General features: G+C 36.0%; 9 protein-coding genes. 3 read left to right on the top strand and 6 right to left on the bottom strand.

Annotated elements, in window-relative coordinates; translation table 11 throughout:
• The first annotated feature begins 9 nt into the window (after positions 1-9).
• Positions 10-555, top strand: a complete 546-nt coding sequence (locus ACHRV3_RS20565) for an exonuclease domain-containing protein (protein WP_395435964.1) — start codon at positions 10-12, stop codon at positions 553-555.
• Positions 556-1,054: 499 nt separating this feature from the next.
• Here the strand turns inward: ACHRV3_RS20565 and ACHRV3_RS20560 are convergent, their stop codons facing one another.
• The 3 genes from ACHRV3_RS20560 to ACHRV3_RS20550 all read right to left on the bottom strand — a co-directional run bounded on the left by ACHRV3_RS20560 (position 1,055) and on the right by ACHRV3_RS20550 (position 6,186).
• Positions 1,055-2,833: an AMP-dependent synthetase/ligase gene (locus ACHRV3_RS20560; protein WP_395435963.1), complete on the bottom strand. Its 1,779-nt coding sequence runs from the start codon at positions 2,831-2,833 to the stop codon at positions 1,055-1,057.
• A 170-nt stretch (positions 2,834-3,003) separates the two neighbouring features.
• The gene (locus ACHRV3_RS20555) at positions 3,004-3,438 is read right to left on the bottom strand and encodes a hypothetical protein (protein ID WP_047773645.1); all 435 of its coding nucleotides are present in this window, start codon (positions 3,436-3,438) and stop codon (positions 3,004-3,006) included.
• 342 nt (positions 3,439-3,780) lie between these two features.
• Positions 3,781-6,186: a TonB-dependent receptor domain-containing protein gene (locus tag ACHRV3_RS20550; protein WP_395435962.1), complete on the bottom strand. Its 2,406-nt coding sequence runs from the start codon at positions 6,184-6,186 to the stop codon at positions 3,781-3,783.
• Positions 6,187-6,618: 432 nt separating this feature from the next.
• On the opposite strand from ACHRV3_RS20550, the gene ACHRV3_RS20545 reads away from it, so the two are divergent.
• Positions 6,619-6,894 (top strand): hypothetical protein, encoded by a 276-nt coding sequence (locus ACHRV3_RS20545; protein WP_131701510.1) that lies wholly within the window; start codon positions 6,619-6,621, stop codon positions 6,892-6,894.
• 49 nt (positions 6,895-6,943) lie between these two features.
• On the opposite strand, the gene purL is transcribed toward ACHRV3_RS20545, so the two are convergent.
• The 3 genes from purL to ACHRV3_RS20530 all read right to left on the bottom strand — a co-directional run bounded on the left by purL (position 6,944) and on the right by ACHRV3_RS20530 (position 15,314).
• Positions 6,944-10,597, bottom strand: coding sequence for a phosphoribosylformylglycinamidine synthase (purL, locus tag ACHRV3_RS20540; RefSeq protein ID WP_395435961.1), 3,654 nt, complete (start codon positions 10,595-10,597; stop codon positions 6,944-6,946).
• Between the two features lie 401 nt (positions 10,598-10,998).
• Positions 10,999-12,855 (bottom strand): endonuclease, encoded by a 1,857-nt coding sequence (locus ACHRV3_RS20535; RefSeq protein ID WP_395435960.1) that lies wholly within the window; start codon positions 12,853-12,855, stop codon positions 10,999-11,001.
• Between the two features lie 944 nt (positions 12,856-13,799).
• Complete coding sequence (locus ACHRV3_RS20530; protein WP_395435959.1) at positions 13,800-15,314, bottom strand: hypothetical protein; 1,515 nt, start codon at positions 15,312-15,314, stop codon at positions 13,800-13,802.
• Positions 15,315-15,575: 261 nt separating this feature from the next.
• Here ACHRV3_RS20530 and ACHRV3_RS20525 point away from each other — a divergent pair, with 261 nt between their 5' ends.
• Positions 15,576-16,004 (top strand): PaaI family thioesterase, encoded by a 429-nt coding sequence (locus ACHRV3_RS20525; RefSeq protein ID WP_395435958.1) that lies wholly within the window; start codon positions 15,576-15,578, stop codon positions 16,002-16,004.
• Positions 16,005-16,025 lie beyond the last annotated feature (21 nt).

Genomic DNA, 16,025 nt, shown 5'->3' with positions numbered 1-16,025 from the left:
TAAAACAAAATGAAAACAACAGATAAAATTATAATTATTGATTTAGAAGCCACATGTTGGCAAGGACCTGTTCCTGTAGGACAGGAGAATGAAATTATTGAAATTGGATTAGCAATTTTGGATACTACAACCGGAGAAATTACAAAGAATGAAGGGATTTTGGTTAAACCACAACGTTCAACTGTAAGTTCGTTTTGTACAGAGTTAACGACTATTACTGCGGATCTGTTAGATAAGAACGGGGTAAGTTTCGAGGAAGCTATCGGAAGATTGATTGATGAATATCAACCTGATTTATATACTTGGGCAAGTTACGGTCAGTACGATCTGAATATGTTAAAAAAACAATGTAAATCGTTCGGTATTCCGTATCCAATGGGAGAGGAACACATTAATGTAAAAGTAAATTTCGCAGCAAAATTTGGGTTACAAAAACCAACCGGAATGAACGGCGCTTTACATTTGCTGGATATTCCCTTAGAAGGAACGCATCATCGTGGTATAGATGACGCAAAGAATATTGCTAAAATTTTGCATTGGTGCTTGCGTAACTAGTAGAGGCTTTTTGGCATTTAATATGTTTTGTCCTGCAAGGTCTTTTTTTGACTTTGTAGGTTTAAAACAGTAATGATGATTGGTACGGAAAAAAAGTTCTTACAGTGCAAAACGTAAATCACCTGGTTTTAAAAAAAGATTTTGTGGCTGTAAAAAGTAAATTATGATACCTACAAGGTCAAAAAAAACCTTGCAGGAAAACTACCATGTGTAAAACCCGTAACTTAATAATCTGACTGAGGTTTTTAGGTAAGGTTCAGAGCTCTTTTTTATTTCTCGACCTTTACCTCTTTGCCCTTGAAAATTATTTCTCGCAAAGACGCAGCGTCGCCAAGTTTTTATCCTGATTTTTTAACTTTGTGACGCTGCGACTTCGCGAGATTTTTGTTTCTCCACAACTTTTGAACCCGATCCGTTTAAAAGCAATTTTTAAAATAACGGAATAAAAAAAAGGACCGTCCTTGCGAGACAGTCCTTTAAAATATATAGAATTTGATTCTTAGTTGTTACCGTAGATTTTAACATAAAGATCTTTGTAGATTTCTTTTATGATTTTACGTTTCAATTTAAGGGTAGGAGTAAGTTGTCCACCATCGATTGACCATACATCCGGAGTTAGTTCAAAACGTTTGATTTTTTCCCAGTGACCGAATTTTTCATTAATGCCTTCTACTTCTTCATCAATTCTTTTGATTACTTGAGCGTTTGAAGCAATTTCACTATTCGAACCTCCTAAAGTAATTTTATGGATTTTAGCCCATTCTTTTACGAATTCAAAATTTGGCTGAATAAAAGCTGCCGGCATTTTTTCGCCTTCACCAATTACCATGATTTGCTCAATAAAACGAGATTGTTTCATCGCATTTTCAATTAATTGAGGAGCAATGTATTTTCCGCCTGAAGTTTTGAACATTTCTTTTTTACGATCGGTAATTTTTAGGAACCCTTCGCTGTCAATTTCTCCAATATCTCCGGTGTGGAAATAACCATCCTGTAAAGCTTCAGCCGTTTTCTCAGGATCTTTAAAGTAACCTAACATTACGTTTGGTCCTTTGCAAAGAATTTCACCGTCTTGGGCAATTTTTACTTCAACGTTGTTTATTACTTTTCCAACAGTTCCAATTTTGAAACCTCTGTTTCTTTGGTCGTTAACAGCAATTACAGGAGATGTTTCAGATAAACCGTATCCTTCCATAACCGGAATTTCTGCAGCAGCAAAAACTCTAGCTAATCGGGGTTGTAAAGCGGCACTTCCTGAAACCATTAAATCCAGATTACCTCCTAAACCTTCTTTCCATTTGCTGAAAATAAGTTTACGGGCAATTTTTAATTGAAATTCGTACCAACCACCGTTTGCTCCGTACGGTTCATATCTTAAACCTAAATCAATAGCCCAGAAGAATAGTTTTTTCTTGATTCCTGTTAATTCAGCTCCTTTTGCATAGATTTTATCATAAACCTTTTCTAATAGTCTCGGAACAGCTGTCATAACTGTTGGACGCACTTCTTTCAGGTTATCACTGATTTTATCAATAGATTCTCCGAAATAAACCGATACACCATAATATTGATAGATGTACAAAATCATTCTTTCAAAAATATGGCAAATTGGTAGAAAACTTAAAGCAGTACTTTTTCCCGGATCAAAAGGAATTCTCGGTGAGCTGTCTAAAACATTAGAAACAATGTTTTTGTGTGAAAGCATAACCCCTTTAGGTCTTCCGGTAGTTCCTGATGTATAAATAATAGTAGCCAAATCATCGGCTTGAATGCTGTCTTTTCTGGCTTCAACTTCAGACTGATTGCTTTCATCTGCACCCAAAGTCAGTAATTCTGTCCAGTGTTTGCAGCCTGCAATTTCATTAAAAGAATATACTTCCTTTAAGGTCGGAACATTGGCTTGGATTGCTTTTACTTTTTGGTATACTTCGTCGTCTGAAACGAAACAGTAAATGCTTCCGCTGTGGTTTAAAATATATTCGTAATCCTCTTCAGATATAGTTGGATAAATCGGAACGTTCTGTGCTCCGGTTTGTAAAATACCAATATCCATGATATTCCATTCGGTGCGGTTATTAGAAGTGATTAAAGCAATTTTATCATCTTTCTGAATGCCCATGCGCAATAATGCTCTTGAAACAGCATTTGCTTTAGCAATATATTCCTGGCTTGATGTTTTTTCCCAGGTTCCATTTTTTTTGGTTGCAAGCGCAACCTGTAGATTATAAGTCTCTTGTTGATAATAAGGAAAATCAAAAAGGCGTGTGATTGAAACCATGTTTAAAATATTGAATTTTATTGCAAATTAAATAAAAAATGGGTATAATTTTTAATTTTGTAGAATTTTATGGCAAAAATTATAAGTACTATTAAAAATCAACGAAAACGTTTTCTTTTCACTAGTAAATTTCAGAAAAAATCAAGAAATGTTTAATTTTTACCTGCTGCTTATTGCACATGAAAGTCTTCATACGTTTTTACTCTCTCTCCCATTAAGAACATTTTCTTTTTGACAAAATGAATGGAAAGTTGCGTGTAATTCCATTCATCGCTATCATTTGTTCTGTACCAAAAGGTATAAGAGGCACTGTTGAAACCTTCTTTAAAAACAGCAACACCTTCTTCTGTACATTCAACGCCCCAATTTATCTTTTTTTTGCTTAAATCATCATCTTGAATGATACCTGTTCCATCTGGATTTAGAACTGTACTAGGTTCTTTTTTTCCAATAGGCAAGTAAGTTCCCTGCATCGGATAGGAAATAGTAGTGGTGATGTAACGTTCGCGACCTTTGTAAACAATTTTATCAATGTTGATTTCCTGAGAATAAGATTGCGTGGCAATAAAAAATAAGACAAAAAGAAATGCTTTTAAAATTTTCATTCTATGTAGATTTTAGTGTTTTTGGGGCCTCAAAAAATCCTTTAGCAGGTTTTTTAAGCGAATATAGTTCAAATTTCAATAAAAAATGACTCCAAATTACAAGAATGATATTTTTTTTTAACATTTCATTTCCAAAGATTGCTATCTAAGAAAATTAGCTTTTTTATCCATTTTAATCCGCGTCTTCGCGATAGCGAATCTGTTTTGTCTGTGTGCAAAGAATGCGTATAGATAGGACGCGGATTACGCGGATTTGCTGTCGCAAAAACGCTGATGAAACTGATTTTTTTTCTTTTTTTTTCTTTGAATTTTTTTTTAGACTGCGGTGATCTTGGAAAAAGGTTACTCTGTTGAAAATTGATTTTCCAGTAGTTTTTCTTTGAAATCAGATTTGAATGTGTAAGCAAAAGTAAGCATTAGAGCGCGTGTGTCTGATTTTGAGGTTCGGTTGTTACTAAAAAGTGCCGTGTTGTTTTTATAGCCGCTTTCGAGTGTGTTAAACATATCGGTTACGACCAGTCCTAAGCGGGCATTTCCTTTTCCTAATTTTTGTTGAAAACCCATGTCTACATTATAAATCGGAATCCTTTTTCCTTGTGGAGTAGCCAATGCAGAATTGTAATTTCCAATTATCTGAAGTTTTCCTCCTTGCCACGGAGCAAAATTATTAATGATTTTTCCATACCAGTTAAAAGCCTTATTGACCACATCCTGCGCCAGATTAGAGGCATCAATATTTTGTTGAAAAGCAGTTATACTAAGGTTTGCATTGTAAAATTTAAAGGGTTTTAGACTAAAGATGGTTTCCAGACCATACGTGGTAGTTGTGCCGATATTCTGCGGTTTCAGTAAAACAACGCCATTGTCTTGAAGTTCCGCATATTGTTTGATGGTGTTGTTGGCATTTCTGTAAAAAGCATTTGCTGAGATGGAATAGTTTTCCCATTCTTTATTATAGCCTAATTCTACAATATGTATAATTTCAGGTTTTAGGTATGGATTTCCTCCATGTGGATTCAATGCATCTGTAATGTCGACAAAAGGATTCAGATTGTCTAAATCCGGACGATTGATACGTTTGCTGTAGCCCAATTTCAGAAACTCATCTGATTTTAGGTTCAGTTGTAAGGATGCTGACGGAAAGAGTTTTAAATAATTGTTTGAGAAATTGTCGCTGTTGTTTTGTGTTTTCCCATTGTTAGTAACCTGTTCGGCACGAATGCCTAGATTGTATTTCCATTTTGGATTTTCAGCAGTGCCAATAAAAGAATTCAAAAGACCATAGGCCGCATTGATTTGTTCGTTAAAATCAAAAATGTTGCTGGCTAAAGGATTAACCACATAATCGTTGTTGATTTGGTCCGCACTTTGGAAATCGGAATTAAAAAAACGAAAAGTTCCTTTGTATCCAGTTTCGACGATTGCTTTTTCTGAAATTGGAACGGCATAATTTAAAAAGACATTCGAGATATTTTCCTTTTCATAGTTATGTGTTTTTTGAAGGGCTGGATCTCCAATTATGACTTCATTCTCATCATAATTATTTGTGTCGATATCGGTATTTTCTCTATGAAAATTGAACGACGAAGTAATACCTACATTGAGGCTTTTTCTATTATCAGAAAATTTTCGATCATAATTAAAAGCCAGTTCTGCTGCTTTTGAGCGTTCCAGTTCCAGAGAATGTCTGATGTTGTTTGAAAAAAAGCGGTTCGTATTGGTATGAACTGCGGTATGCAAAGTTTCGTCGTTGTCCTGATTTTCTAAATTTCCTAGTGTTTCAAAAGAGAATGTGTTTCTTTCGCTTGGCGAAAAATCAATATTAAATTTTAGATTTTGTAATCCTTCTGTTCGTTGATCGCTTCTGTTTTGATCGATATAATGTTCGTCAGCAATAAAATAATTGGTTCTTTCGCCTTTTATTTTTTTTGTTCGTCCGGCAAAGCGGTTGTCGTAACCCAAGCCAAAATTCCATTTTTCGGTTTTCTGATTTAATTGTAAAGAGCTGTTCATTCTGCCTTTCGCTCCAAATCCTCCACCTAAAACTACAGCACCGTTAAGACCGGCCTGATTGTTTTTCTTGAGTTTTATATTGATTATTCCGCTTTCGGCATTGGTATCGTATTTGGCAGTCGGATTGCTGATTACTTCTATGCTTTCGATACTGCTTGCCGCAATCTGATCCATATTGGTGATGGCGGAGTTTTTTCCGTTAATCAGTATCATTGGAGTTTTTCCGCGTAGCGAAATGCCTCCGTCAGCATCTACGGCGACAGTTGGAATACTTTTTAGCATGTCTGTAGCGGTACCGCCGGTTTGTGAAATATTTGATACGGCATTAAAAACAAAGCCTTCATCGGTTTTTTGAATTTGTTTTTTGTTAGAATTTACAATAACGGCGTTTAATACGTTCGTGTCGTTTTGTAAAACCGTTGTACCGAGATTTATGCCGGTGTTTGTAAATGTTATTTTTTTAGAAGCAGTTTTAAATCCAATTAATTCGAATTGCAACTGATAATCGCCTGAGACGACTTTTTCTAAAGAAAAATTTCCTAACGCATCTGTTACGGCATAAGAAGCAACTTTGGTAGAGTCATTACTTTTTTTCAAGATTACAGAAACAAATTCAATTGGAACTTTACCGTCAGAAACAGTTCCTTTTATGGAAGGTGAATTTTGAGCAAAGGTGTATTGACTTATGATAAGTAAAGTGATGAGCAGTGTTATTTTAGGCATGTATTTTTTCATAAGGCAAAGATATTTGTCAGATGAATTAAGCGGGAAGAAACTGGCTTAAGATAGTATTAAATTAATCTTAGTCCGTGCTAAAGATTAAATTATAAACCTTAAATCGATTAATAGCTTGGGTTTAAAGTATTGTTTATCAGTATTTAATGCGTTGTTTCTGTCTCCTGAAAGATCTTTTTTTAACCTTGTAGGGATCATTATTTATGTTTTTGACTTTAGCAGAGTTTAAAAAAGGCTTAGTAGGAAAATCGCGATACATCAATCAGTTACTTAATAATCGAATTCAGGTTAGGAATAAAAAAGGGTGTTTTTCCCCTAAAAAAAACAGGAAAAAGCAGAAGGAGCAAAAAGTTGGATTGCGGTAATTTTATCAAATAATTAAATGCGTAAGCCGAAAAGCAAACGAGTAGGCTTTAATTTAAAAATAAGATCATGGAAACTGCTTTTTTTTTAATGATGGGCTGGTGTGGTACTAAATATCCTGGTTGGAGACCATGGAAAGTGCCGCCACATCCAGATCCGGAACCTTGGTGGATTTACACCGTTCTTGGTTTGGGAATAATAGCCGGAGTTGTAGGTGGAACAGTATTTAGTAATCTAACGATTGATAATCAGTATTTTGCTGGTCAAAATGCAGTCGCTTCCGGATTAGCAGCTTTTGCCGCTTCGGGTATAGTTACCGGTCTTGCTTCGTTAGCAAGAAAATAAAAAAATGCCTCAGCTATTTGGGGATAGTACTGAGGCGTTTTTGTTATATTTAGTTTTTCTCAATCCATTTTCTGGCATTGACAAAAGCTTCATGCCAAGGCGAAACTTCGTCATTTCTGTCTTTTGGATAATGTGCCCAGTTCCATTGGAACGTTGAACGCTCAATATGTGGCATCATTACCAAATGTCTTCCTGTTTTATCACACATCATTGCCGTGTTGTAATCCGAACCGTTAGGGTTTGCCGGATAACCTTCGTAAGCGTATTTAGAGACGATGTTGTAATTTTCTTCCGGTTCCGGTAAGTTGAATTTTCCTTCTCCGTGTGAAACCCAAACTCCTAAAGTACTTCCCGCTAATGTAGATAACATAACCGAATTGTTTTCCTGAACGGTTACCGAAGTAAAGATACTCTCGTGTTTGTTACTTTCGTTATGAAGCATTTTTCCGTGTACTTTATGTTCCGGATTGATTACTTCTAATTCCATAAACAACTGGCATCCGTTACAGATTCCAACCGATAAAGTATCTTCTCTTTTGAAGAAATTAGCTAAAGCCGTTTTTGCTTTTTCGTTGTATAAGAAAGCACCGGCCCAACCTTTGGCAGAACCTAAAACATCTGAATTAGAGAATCCTCCAACTGCACCTATAAACTGAATGTCTTCTAATGTTTCACGACCTGAAATCAAATCGGTCATGTGAACGTCTTTTACATCAAAACCGGCTAAGTACATAGCATTTGCCATTTCACGCTCAGAATTACTTCCTTTTTCACGAATAATAGCGGCTTTTGGTCTCTCGACTCCGTTCGAGATGACAGGTTTTTTACCTGTAAAGTGTGCCGGGAAAGTATAGTTTAATACTTGATTTTTATAGTTTTCGAAACGTGCCTGAGCTCTTCCGTTTTTAGATTGTTTTTGATCTAATAAATAAGAAGTCTCAAACCAGATATCTCTGTACTTCGCAATATCCAATTTGTAAGCTCCAAATTCCAAGGTAGCGGTATTTTGTACGGAACCTATTTTGAAGAACTCAACATTGTTGGCACTTAATTTTGCTTCAACAGCTGCATTATTTTTAGCTTGAAAAACGATTCCGATGTTTTCTGCGAAAAGAATTTTTAACAAGTCTTTTTCAGCGAAAGCAGAAAAATCAATTTTAGCTCCAAGATTTATATCTGCAAAACACATTTCTAGTAAAGTAGTGATCAAACCACCACTTCCGATATCGTGTCCGGCAAGAATCTGATCTTCTAAAATTAATTCCTGAATGGTGTTAAAGGCAGTTTTAAAGAAAGAAGCATCTTTTATAGTAGATGTTTTGTTTCCGATTGTATTTCTGGTTTGTGCAAAAGAAGAACCTCCTAATTGGAAAGCATCCTGAGACAAATTGATATAATAAATAGCATCTCCGTTTTTCTGTAAAACCGGTTCTACTACTTTTTTAATGTCGATACAATTTCCTCCGGCAGAAATAATAACCGTTCCCGGTGCAATTACTTCGTCGTTTGGATATTTTTGTTTCATCGAAAGGGAATCTTTTCCTGTTGGAATATTGATTCCTAATTCGATAGCAAATTCAGAACAACCTTCAACAGCAGCGTACAAACGAGCATCTTCTCCTTCATTTTTACAAGCCCACATCCAGTTAGCTGAAAGTGAGATTCCTTTCATTCCGTCTTTAATCGGAGCCCAAACAATGTTTGATAACGACTCTGCGATAGCATTTCTACTTCCTGCAACAGGATCAATTAAAGCGGCAATAGGAGCGTGACCGATAGAAGTTGCGATTCCTTCTTTACCTAAATAATCTAAGGCCATTACACCTACATTGTTCAATGGTAAATGTAACGGACCTGCATTTTGCTGTTTAGCCACTTTTCCACCTACACAACGGTCTACTTTATTGGTCAACCAGTCTTTTGAGGCAACCGCTTCTAAACGTAAAACGTCTTGTAAATAACTTTCGAAATCATTTGCCGAGTAAGAAACATCAGCATATTTTCTGTCGATTGTTTTGTCAGTCATTACCGTTTTTGGTGAACTTCCGAAGAAATCTTCCAAAGCATAATCCATCGGTTTTGAACCATTTGATTTAGATTGGAAAGTAAAACGATGATCACCCGTAACATCACCCACCTGATACATTGGAGAACGCTCTCTGTCGGCAATTCTTTGTAAGGTGTCAATGTCTTTTTGGCCAATAACCAATCCCATTCTTTCCTGAGATTCGTTACCGATAATTTCTTTTGCAGAAAGGGTAGGGTCTCCAACAGGTAATTTATCTAAATCGATTAAACCTCCGGTTTCTTCCACCAATTCAGAAAGACAGTTTAAGTGCCCACCCGCACCGTGATCGTGAATAGAAACAATTGGATTATTGTCGCTTTCAACTAAACCACGAATTGCATTTGCGGCACGTTTTTGCATTTCCGGATTAGAACGCTGAATCGCGTTTAATTCAATTCCTGAACCAAAAGCGCCTGTATCTGCAGAAGAAACTGCTGCACCACCCATTCCGATTCTATAATTTTCTCCACCTAGTATCACGATTTTATCGCCTTCCTGTGGTTTCTTTTTGATGGATTGATCCAGTTTTCCGTATCCAATTCCACCTGCTTGCATGATTACTTTGTCGTAACCAATTTTGCGGTTGTTTTCTTCGTGTTCGAAAGTTAAAACAGAACCTGTAATTAAAGGCTGACCAAATTTATTTCCAAAATCAGAAGCTCCGTTTGATGCTTTGATTAAGATATCCATTGGAGTCTGGTACAACCATTTTCTTTCTTCAACAGCATTTTCCCACTTACGTTCTGCGTTTAAACGAGAGTAAGAAGTCATGTAAACAGCAGTTCCTGCCAATGGTAATGAGCCTTGACCACCTGCTAAACGGTCACGAATTTCTCCTCCTGATCCGGTTGCAGCTCCATTGAAAGGCTCTACAGTTGTTGGGAAATTGTGTGTTTCTGCTTTTAATGAAATAACCGAATCAAATTCTTTTACTTCATAAAAATCAGGTTTATCGGCAGTTTTTGGTGCAAACTGCTGCACTTTTGGTCCTTTTACAAATGCAACGTTGTCTTTGTAAGCAGAAACAATATCGTTAGGATTTTCCTGTGATGTTTTTTTGATTAGTTTGAATAGAGAAGTTTCTTTTTCTTCACCGTCAATAATAAAAGTTCCGTTGAAAATCTTGTGACGACAGTGCTCTGAATTTGCTTGTGAGAAAGCAAAAATTTCAGAATCGGTTAGTTTTCTTCCAAGTTTTACGGCTAAATTATCTAAATAAGCTACCTCTTCTTCACTTAAAGCCAAACCTTCCGCTTTATTATATGCTGCAATATCATCGATATCGAGAATCGGTTCCGGTTGTACGTTGATCGTGAAAATTTCCTGATCTAATTGGCTGAATTTTTGCAAAAGCATCGGGTCAAAATCGGTGAAATCTTCCGTTGCCGGGTGAAATTCTTCAATTCTGATAATGCCCGAAATACCCATATTCTGAGTAATTTCTACTGCATTTGTACTCCAAGGTGTAATCATAGTGGCACGTGGGCCAACAAAAAAATCCGTCAGTGCGGATTTTTCGATCTTATTGGAGTCGGCAAAAAGCCAGTTTAATTTTGAAATGTCTTGAGCTGAAATTTCGTTTTGCGTTTGTACGGCAAAAACAGTTTTGCTTTGGTTTTCAAAGAAATGGATCATTTTGTGTAGTTTGTTGTATTGAAGTGCAAATTTAGTGTAAATAAATAGTAAGCGCAAATTTGAAAACCATCTCTTTTGAAAAAAAATTAAAGGCTGTTTTTTTATGAAAGCAAGTAATGTAAGTTCGTTTTGAAAGTGGGAACGAGGCGGTTGTTGTGTTTCGCTTTTTTAATCTCGTAAAGGCGCGGAGTCGCAAAGTTTTATTGGTGTATTAGGATGTTTAAACTTTGTGACGATTAGGCTTTGCAGGTGGAATTTGGACTGGCTTTGAATTGCCGTTGGTTTCAATCAACGGTTATTAAAAAAACATCTCAAATAATTTAAAAAAATAGCTTGTCTGATTTTTGTGAAAAAAAAGCGGCAATCTGCCGCTTTTAAATTATAAATGTTCTAGTTTTTAATTAGTTGATTATGATTTTTTTGTAAACCGTTTTTGCTTCGGTGGCTATTTTGATAATGTATATTCCCGCTGCAAGATGGTGAACTGCTATTTCGGAATCTGTGTTATTTCGTTTTTCGAAAACTTTTTGTCCGGAAAACGAAAGGATTTCAACAGAATAGTGCTCTGTTGAATTAGGAAATCCAATAGTGAAGTTTCCTTTAGACGGATTAGGGTAAATCAGAATTTCATCGGTAGTAGTAGCCGTTTCTTCTTTGCTTACTTTTGCTTTTTTACTGGCTAAATTGTTACAGGTGTCACTAGTGTAGGAATCCCACTGCGAGGTCAAATTAAATGTTGTGGATGGAGAAGTTACGGTTGCCTTTCTTCTTAGCGTAACATCGGCGGCAAAGTTGGCTGTTCCGCCACTAAACGTTCCGATGATGTCAATCAGAACACCATTTTTAAATAAACCGACAGCATCATTGCCATTAAAAGCCAGTTCGGTTGCGGTTGTCGAAATATTGGCGGCACTGGTTGAGAAACAAGTCGAGGAAATGGAGCTGTTTACCAGTACATATTTACCACCGCTGCTCAATGTTCCCGTTAAGGCTAATCCTGTACTCCAGGCACCTGCGCCATTTGTTTGTTTTTTTAGGGTGTAAATAGACAGGTTTACGGCACTTCCGGTGTTATTTGCGATTTCTAAAGCTTTATTGTTTCCGGAACCTTCAATATATTCAGAGAAAAGTAACTCGGTGGCAGCTCCGCCTGTACCGCTACTGTCGGTTGTAACGGCAATCGTAGTGCTGGCCGGAGAAGTGTTTCCTGCCGCATCTTTTGCTTTTACGTAGATCGAATAATTGGTCGAAGCAGTTAAGCCTGTTAGGGTTGTAGTTGACCCTGAAACAGTAGTTTTTAAAACATTGTTGGCATAAACATCGTAACCGGTAACATTCACATTATCGGTAGAAGCGGTCCAGCTAAGCACAATTGAAACCGCAGTTTTACTTGTCGAAGCTAAACTTGTTGGTGTAGTAGGAGCTTGAGTGTCTCCGGATGGAGAAGTGCTACCGCCCCAGATTTGGTTTACATATTCCGGATGATCAATATAGGGATTTCTATTGTTTTGACGGGCGTAGATAGCATTGTTTCGGGCAATTTCTCTTGCACTTACAGGATCTTGCGCATTCCATTGCAAAAGAATATTTAAAAAAACGGTTGTAAATACTTTGTTACTGGAACCATCAAACATCGCATAACTATAACCCGAAACAGTATTCTCATAGCGGGTTGCAAAGTAAAAATACATTCGGGCAATATCTCCTTTGAAATCATTTATAGGTTCAAAAACAGTTCCCGAATACCCTGATGTTGAATTCGGACCCAGTTTTCCTCCGTTTTTAGACGTATAAGTTGGGGAATTCACCACTCCGTGTGGATAGTTCGAGCGCATTCCGTTTACTTTACCATCTGTTGGTGTAATAAAATGGGCATCGGCAACCATTGGTGATTGCTCATTAAAAACCGATTGTGGAATAATGTGCTCTCTGTTGTAACAATCACCCTCTACAGAATAGTTACCGCATCTTTGTGTAGTTCCGGTACTGTAATTATAAGGGTCTTTTCCTGACGGGTTTTCGGAGTACATGTCTAAAACGGTTCCGTCATTTTCGTAGAAATTGTCTACATCTGAAGTTTGGTAGGTGGTGTATAAACCTGCATATCCGTTATTGGTATGGTCTTTTATAATGTTATACAATTGTGTTTTCAATGTGTAACCGGTTGCGGTTGCGGTGTTGTAATAACCGGATGGAATCTGTGCGAAACCGGCAATAGTAAAGACCAGTAACAGAAACGAAGAGTAGCTTTTTTTCATAAATAATAGTTTAGGTTTGGTTAGGTGAACAAGATAAATTAAATTTTCAGAAAATTGGTAATCAGTTATTTAATTTATTGATCGCGCCAAACCTACTATTTTTATAAGTATGCGGTATTAAGAGATGTTTAAGTTTTGGATATATTTTCTTACGGTTGTTTTAGTGCTGGTTTTACTCGCAGATTTTGCTGTGTTTTTTTTAAACCATATAAGTCATATAAGTTCATTTAAACGAAACTTATATTTTCTGACGTGACTTATATGGTTCAAATTAGGTAGCTATGTGGGTAGTAAAACTTATTTTTTTTGGATTTTTTTTATTTTGGTAAATCCCGAAATGATGTAAAGAAACCAAATAAGTAACATACTATTAAGCTAAGTTTAAATGAACTTATATGACTTATATGGTTTAAATTCGGTAGCTATGTGAGCAATAGAGCTTATTCTGTGAAAATTTCACTTCAATGAACTTAGAAGCCAAATGAGTAACATACTATTAAGCTAAGTTTAAATGAACTTACATCACTTATATGGTTCAAATCCGGCAGCTATGTGGGCAGTAAAACTTATTTAGGAAAATTTTACTTTAATGAACTTAGAAACCAAATAAGTAACATGCTATTAAGCTAAGTTTAAATGAACTTACATCACTTATATGGTTCAAATTCGGCAGCTATGTAAGCAATAAAACTTATTTTATAAAAATTTTACTTCAATGAACTTAGAAACCAAATAAGTAACATGCTATTAAGTTTAGTTTAAATGAACTTACATCACTTATATGGTTCAAATTCGGCAGCTATGTGAGTAATAGAGCTTATTTTGTGAAAATTTTACTTTAATGAACTTAGAAACCAAATAAGTAACATGCTATTAAGCTAAGTTTAAATGAACTTAACATCACTTATATGGTTTAAATTCGGCAGCTATATGGGCAGTAAAACTTATTTAGGAAAATCTTTACTCTGATAAGCACCCAAATCGGGAGGAGAAGTTCTGGTATTTCCAATAATATCCAATGGAATTGCATAAGCCTGATTTCCTTTCGCGAAAGCGGCAGACGTTTTATCTATATTGAATTTGTTTTTAGAGGCATTATAAAACTTCGGATTTTCGTTTAGAATAATTTGATTGTAGTGAACAGGATCATTTTTAAACTGGTAATCCGGACTGTTGTTTGTGCTACTGAATTTCAATAAACAGTTATTCAGTTGATATACAAATTGTGCATTTGCGCTTTTGTCTAAGTTAAATTCGTTTGTGCTTGTACCATAGATAATGCAATTGTTAAAAGTAGCCTTGGTTAAATCTTTGGTTTCGGGTGTTGCACCGGCCAAACGATTGCTTAAGTGAACGGCGAAATGTTGGCTACTCGACCAATTGTTATAAAAAGTAGCATGTGTAAAGTTGTAATCTCCACCGTAAATACAAGATAAACTCGCCAGTCCTGAATAATTTATAACAATATTCTCTCCGTTGATTCGTGCATTTTGAGCTAAAATTCCATATTGGGAACAGTTGTAAATCTGTGTGTTTTTGATTTGTACTGTTGTAGCATCCTGGTTTCTGATGGATAAACCTATTGTAGCATTCTTTAATGTCAAATGATTGATGATGTGATTTGTGCTTCCGTCCGCCAGAATAACTGCATCCCATTGTCCCGGAATATCCGCGTAAAGGGATTCCAGTCGATCTCCTCTAAAGACAACTTCGTTTTCCAGTTTTGAACTGGTTGAAGCAGCCCCGTTTATTTTTAAAGAAGCATTTTTATCTACAAAAAGTCCGGAATTGGCATGGAAATAGACTTTTGCTCCGGCTTCAAAAGTGACGGTTTTGCTTTGAGGAACTCCTGCATAACCATAAATAACGTATGGTTTAGTGTTGTTGAAAATCAGTTCGTTTCCGTTAACTGCATCTGTTTCATTCAAATAAAAACCATCAACAGCTTTTCCGTCGATTTGAATTTTTTCTTTGGTTCCGTCCGGATTTTGCTGTGGGTATAAAAAAACAGCGTCCTGAATTAAGGTTACCAAAGCTACTTTTTGCAGATTGGCTCCGCTGTCGAATTGAATTTCATCCGTGTATAAAAAATCAGTTGGGTTAGCATCTGTAATGTCAGCTGTGGTTTCTACAAAAATGTACAGACTGTCTTTAGCCAAAAGGGTAACATTGTTAAAAATCTTACCATTGTTTCCGCTCATTCCGTCTACAGTCATTCGATATTTAGAATTTAATCCTTTTTTGAGTTGAATGACCGGAATAGAAATGTCTTTTTTGCTTGTGTTGTATACTTTAAGTTGATAGGTGCTTGAGCCGATGTTTTTAAAAACGGTATCCAAATAAACAGTGTCTTTTGAAAATTTTAAATTTCCTGAACTGGCTGTGGTATCAAAATCAGTCCGGCAGGAACTGGCAGCTAAAAGTATTCCGAAAATGAAGAGTACAAAAAAGTGACGCATTTGAATTGGTTTAGTTTTTTTGTTGCAGATTGAAAGGGTCTAATAAAGATTTTTGTTTATTTAATCTTAATACCTTCTTCCTTAATAATCTGTGAAATCCAAGGCATTGAATTTTATTGAAAATGTATTTGCCTTTGATTTATGTTTTGGTAAAAATAGCAAAAATCTGACAGGTTTATAAATGAATTTTAATATTAGAATTGGATTTTCGGATTTGTATCTCATCTTTTCTTTAATTTTACGATTTTAAAGCCTATTTTAATGAAGTATACAAAAGAACAAATTTTAGCGCACTGCAACGAGTTTTCGAAAAACACTTTGATGGAAACGTTAAAAATAGAATATATTGACGCCGGAGAAGATTTTTTGACGGCAAAAATGCCAGTAAACCCTGCTGTTTACCAACCAATGGGATTATTGCACGGAGGAGCTTCAGTCGCTTTGGCTGAAAGTGTCGGTAGCGCAGCCTCTTTTTTCTTTATAGATCCGAATGAACAAGAAGTTCGCGGAATCGAAATTTCTGCCAACCACCTAAAAAGTATTCGAGAAGGTTATGTTTTCGGAACAGCACGAATTATTCACAAGGGAAAAAGCATTCATCTTTGGGAAATTAAAATCACAGATGAAGCTGGGAATCTGATTTCGCTCTGCAAATTGACGAATATGGTTTTGGATAGAAAGAAAAGTTAAAAATAATATTTTAAAAAATTA

Source organism: Flavobacterium sp. FlaQc-49 (assembly GCF_044005985.1).
Taxonomy (GTDB): Bacteria; Bacteroidota; Bacteroidia; order Flavobacteriales; family Flavobacteriaceae; genus Flavobacterium; species Flavobacterium cupriresistens.
Note: the sequence above shows the minus strand (reverse complement) of the source record. Positions and strands in the feature narration are given on the sequence as shown.

What these genes read in the sequence shown, in the direction of transcription:
- ACHRV3_RS20545 (WP_131701510.1), top strand. Translation starts at nt 6,619, where the DNA reads ATGGAAACTGCTTTTTTTTTAATGATGGGCTGGTGTGGTACTAAATAT.
- ACHRV3_RS20560 (WP_395435963.1), bottom strand. Translation starts at nt 2,833, where the DNA reads ATGGTTTCAATCACACGCCTTTTTGATTTTCCTTATTATCAACAAGAG.
- ACHRV3_RS20525 (WP_395435958.1), top strand. Translation starts at nt 15,576, where the DNA reads ATGAAGTATACAAAAGAACAAATTTTAGCGCACTGCAACGAGTTTTCG.
- ACHRV3_RS20535 (WP_395435960.1), bottom strand. Translation starts at nt 12,855, where the DNA reads ATGAAAAAAAGCTACTCTTCGTTTCTGTTACTGGTCTTTACTATTGCC.
- purL (WP_395435961.1), bottom strand. Translation starts at nt 10,597, where the DNA reads ATGATCCATTTCTTTGAAAACCAAAGCAAAACTGTTTTTGCCGTACAA.
- ACHRV3_RS20530 (WP_395435959.1), bottom strand. Translation starts at nt 15,314, where the DNA reads ATGCGTCACTTTTTTGTACTCTTCATTTTCGGAATACTTTTAGCTGCC.
- ACHRV3_RS20550 (WP_395435962.1), bottom strand. Translation starts at nt 6,186, where the DNA reads ATGAAAAAATACATGCCTAAAATAACACTGCTCATCACTTTACTTATC.
- ACHRV3_RS20555 (WP_047773645.1), bottom strand. Translation starts at nt 3,438, where the DNA reads ATGAAAATTTTAAAAGCATTTCTTTTTGTCTTATTTTTTATTGCCACG.
- ACHRV3_RS20565 (WP_395435964.1), top strand. Translation starts at nt 10, where the DNA reads ATGAAAACAACAGATAAAATTATAATTATTGATTTAGAAGCCACATGT.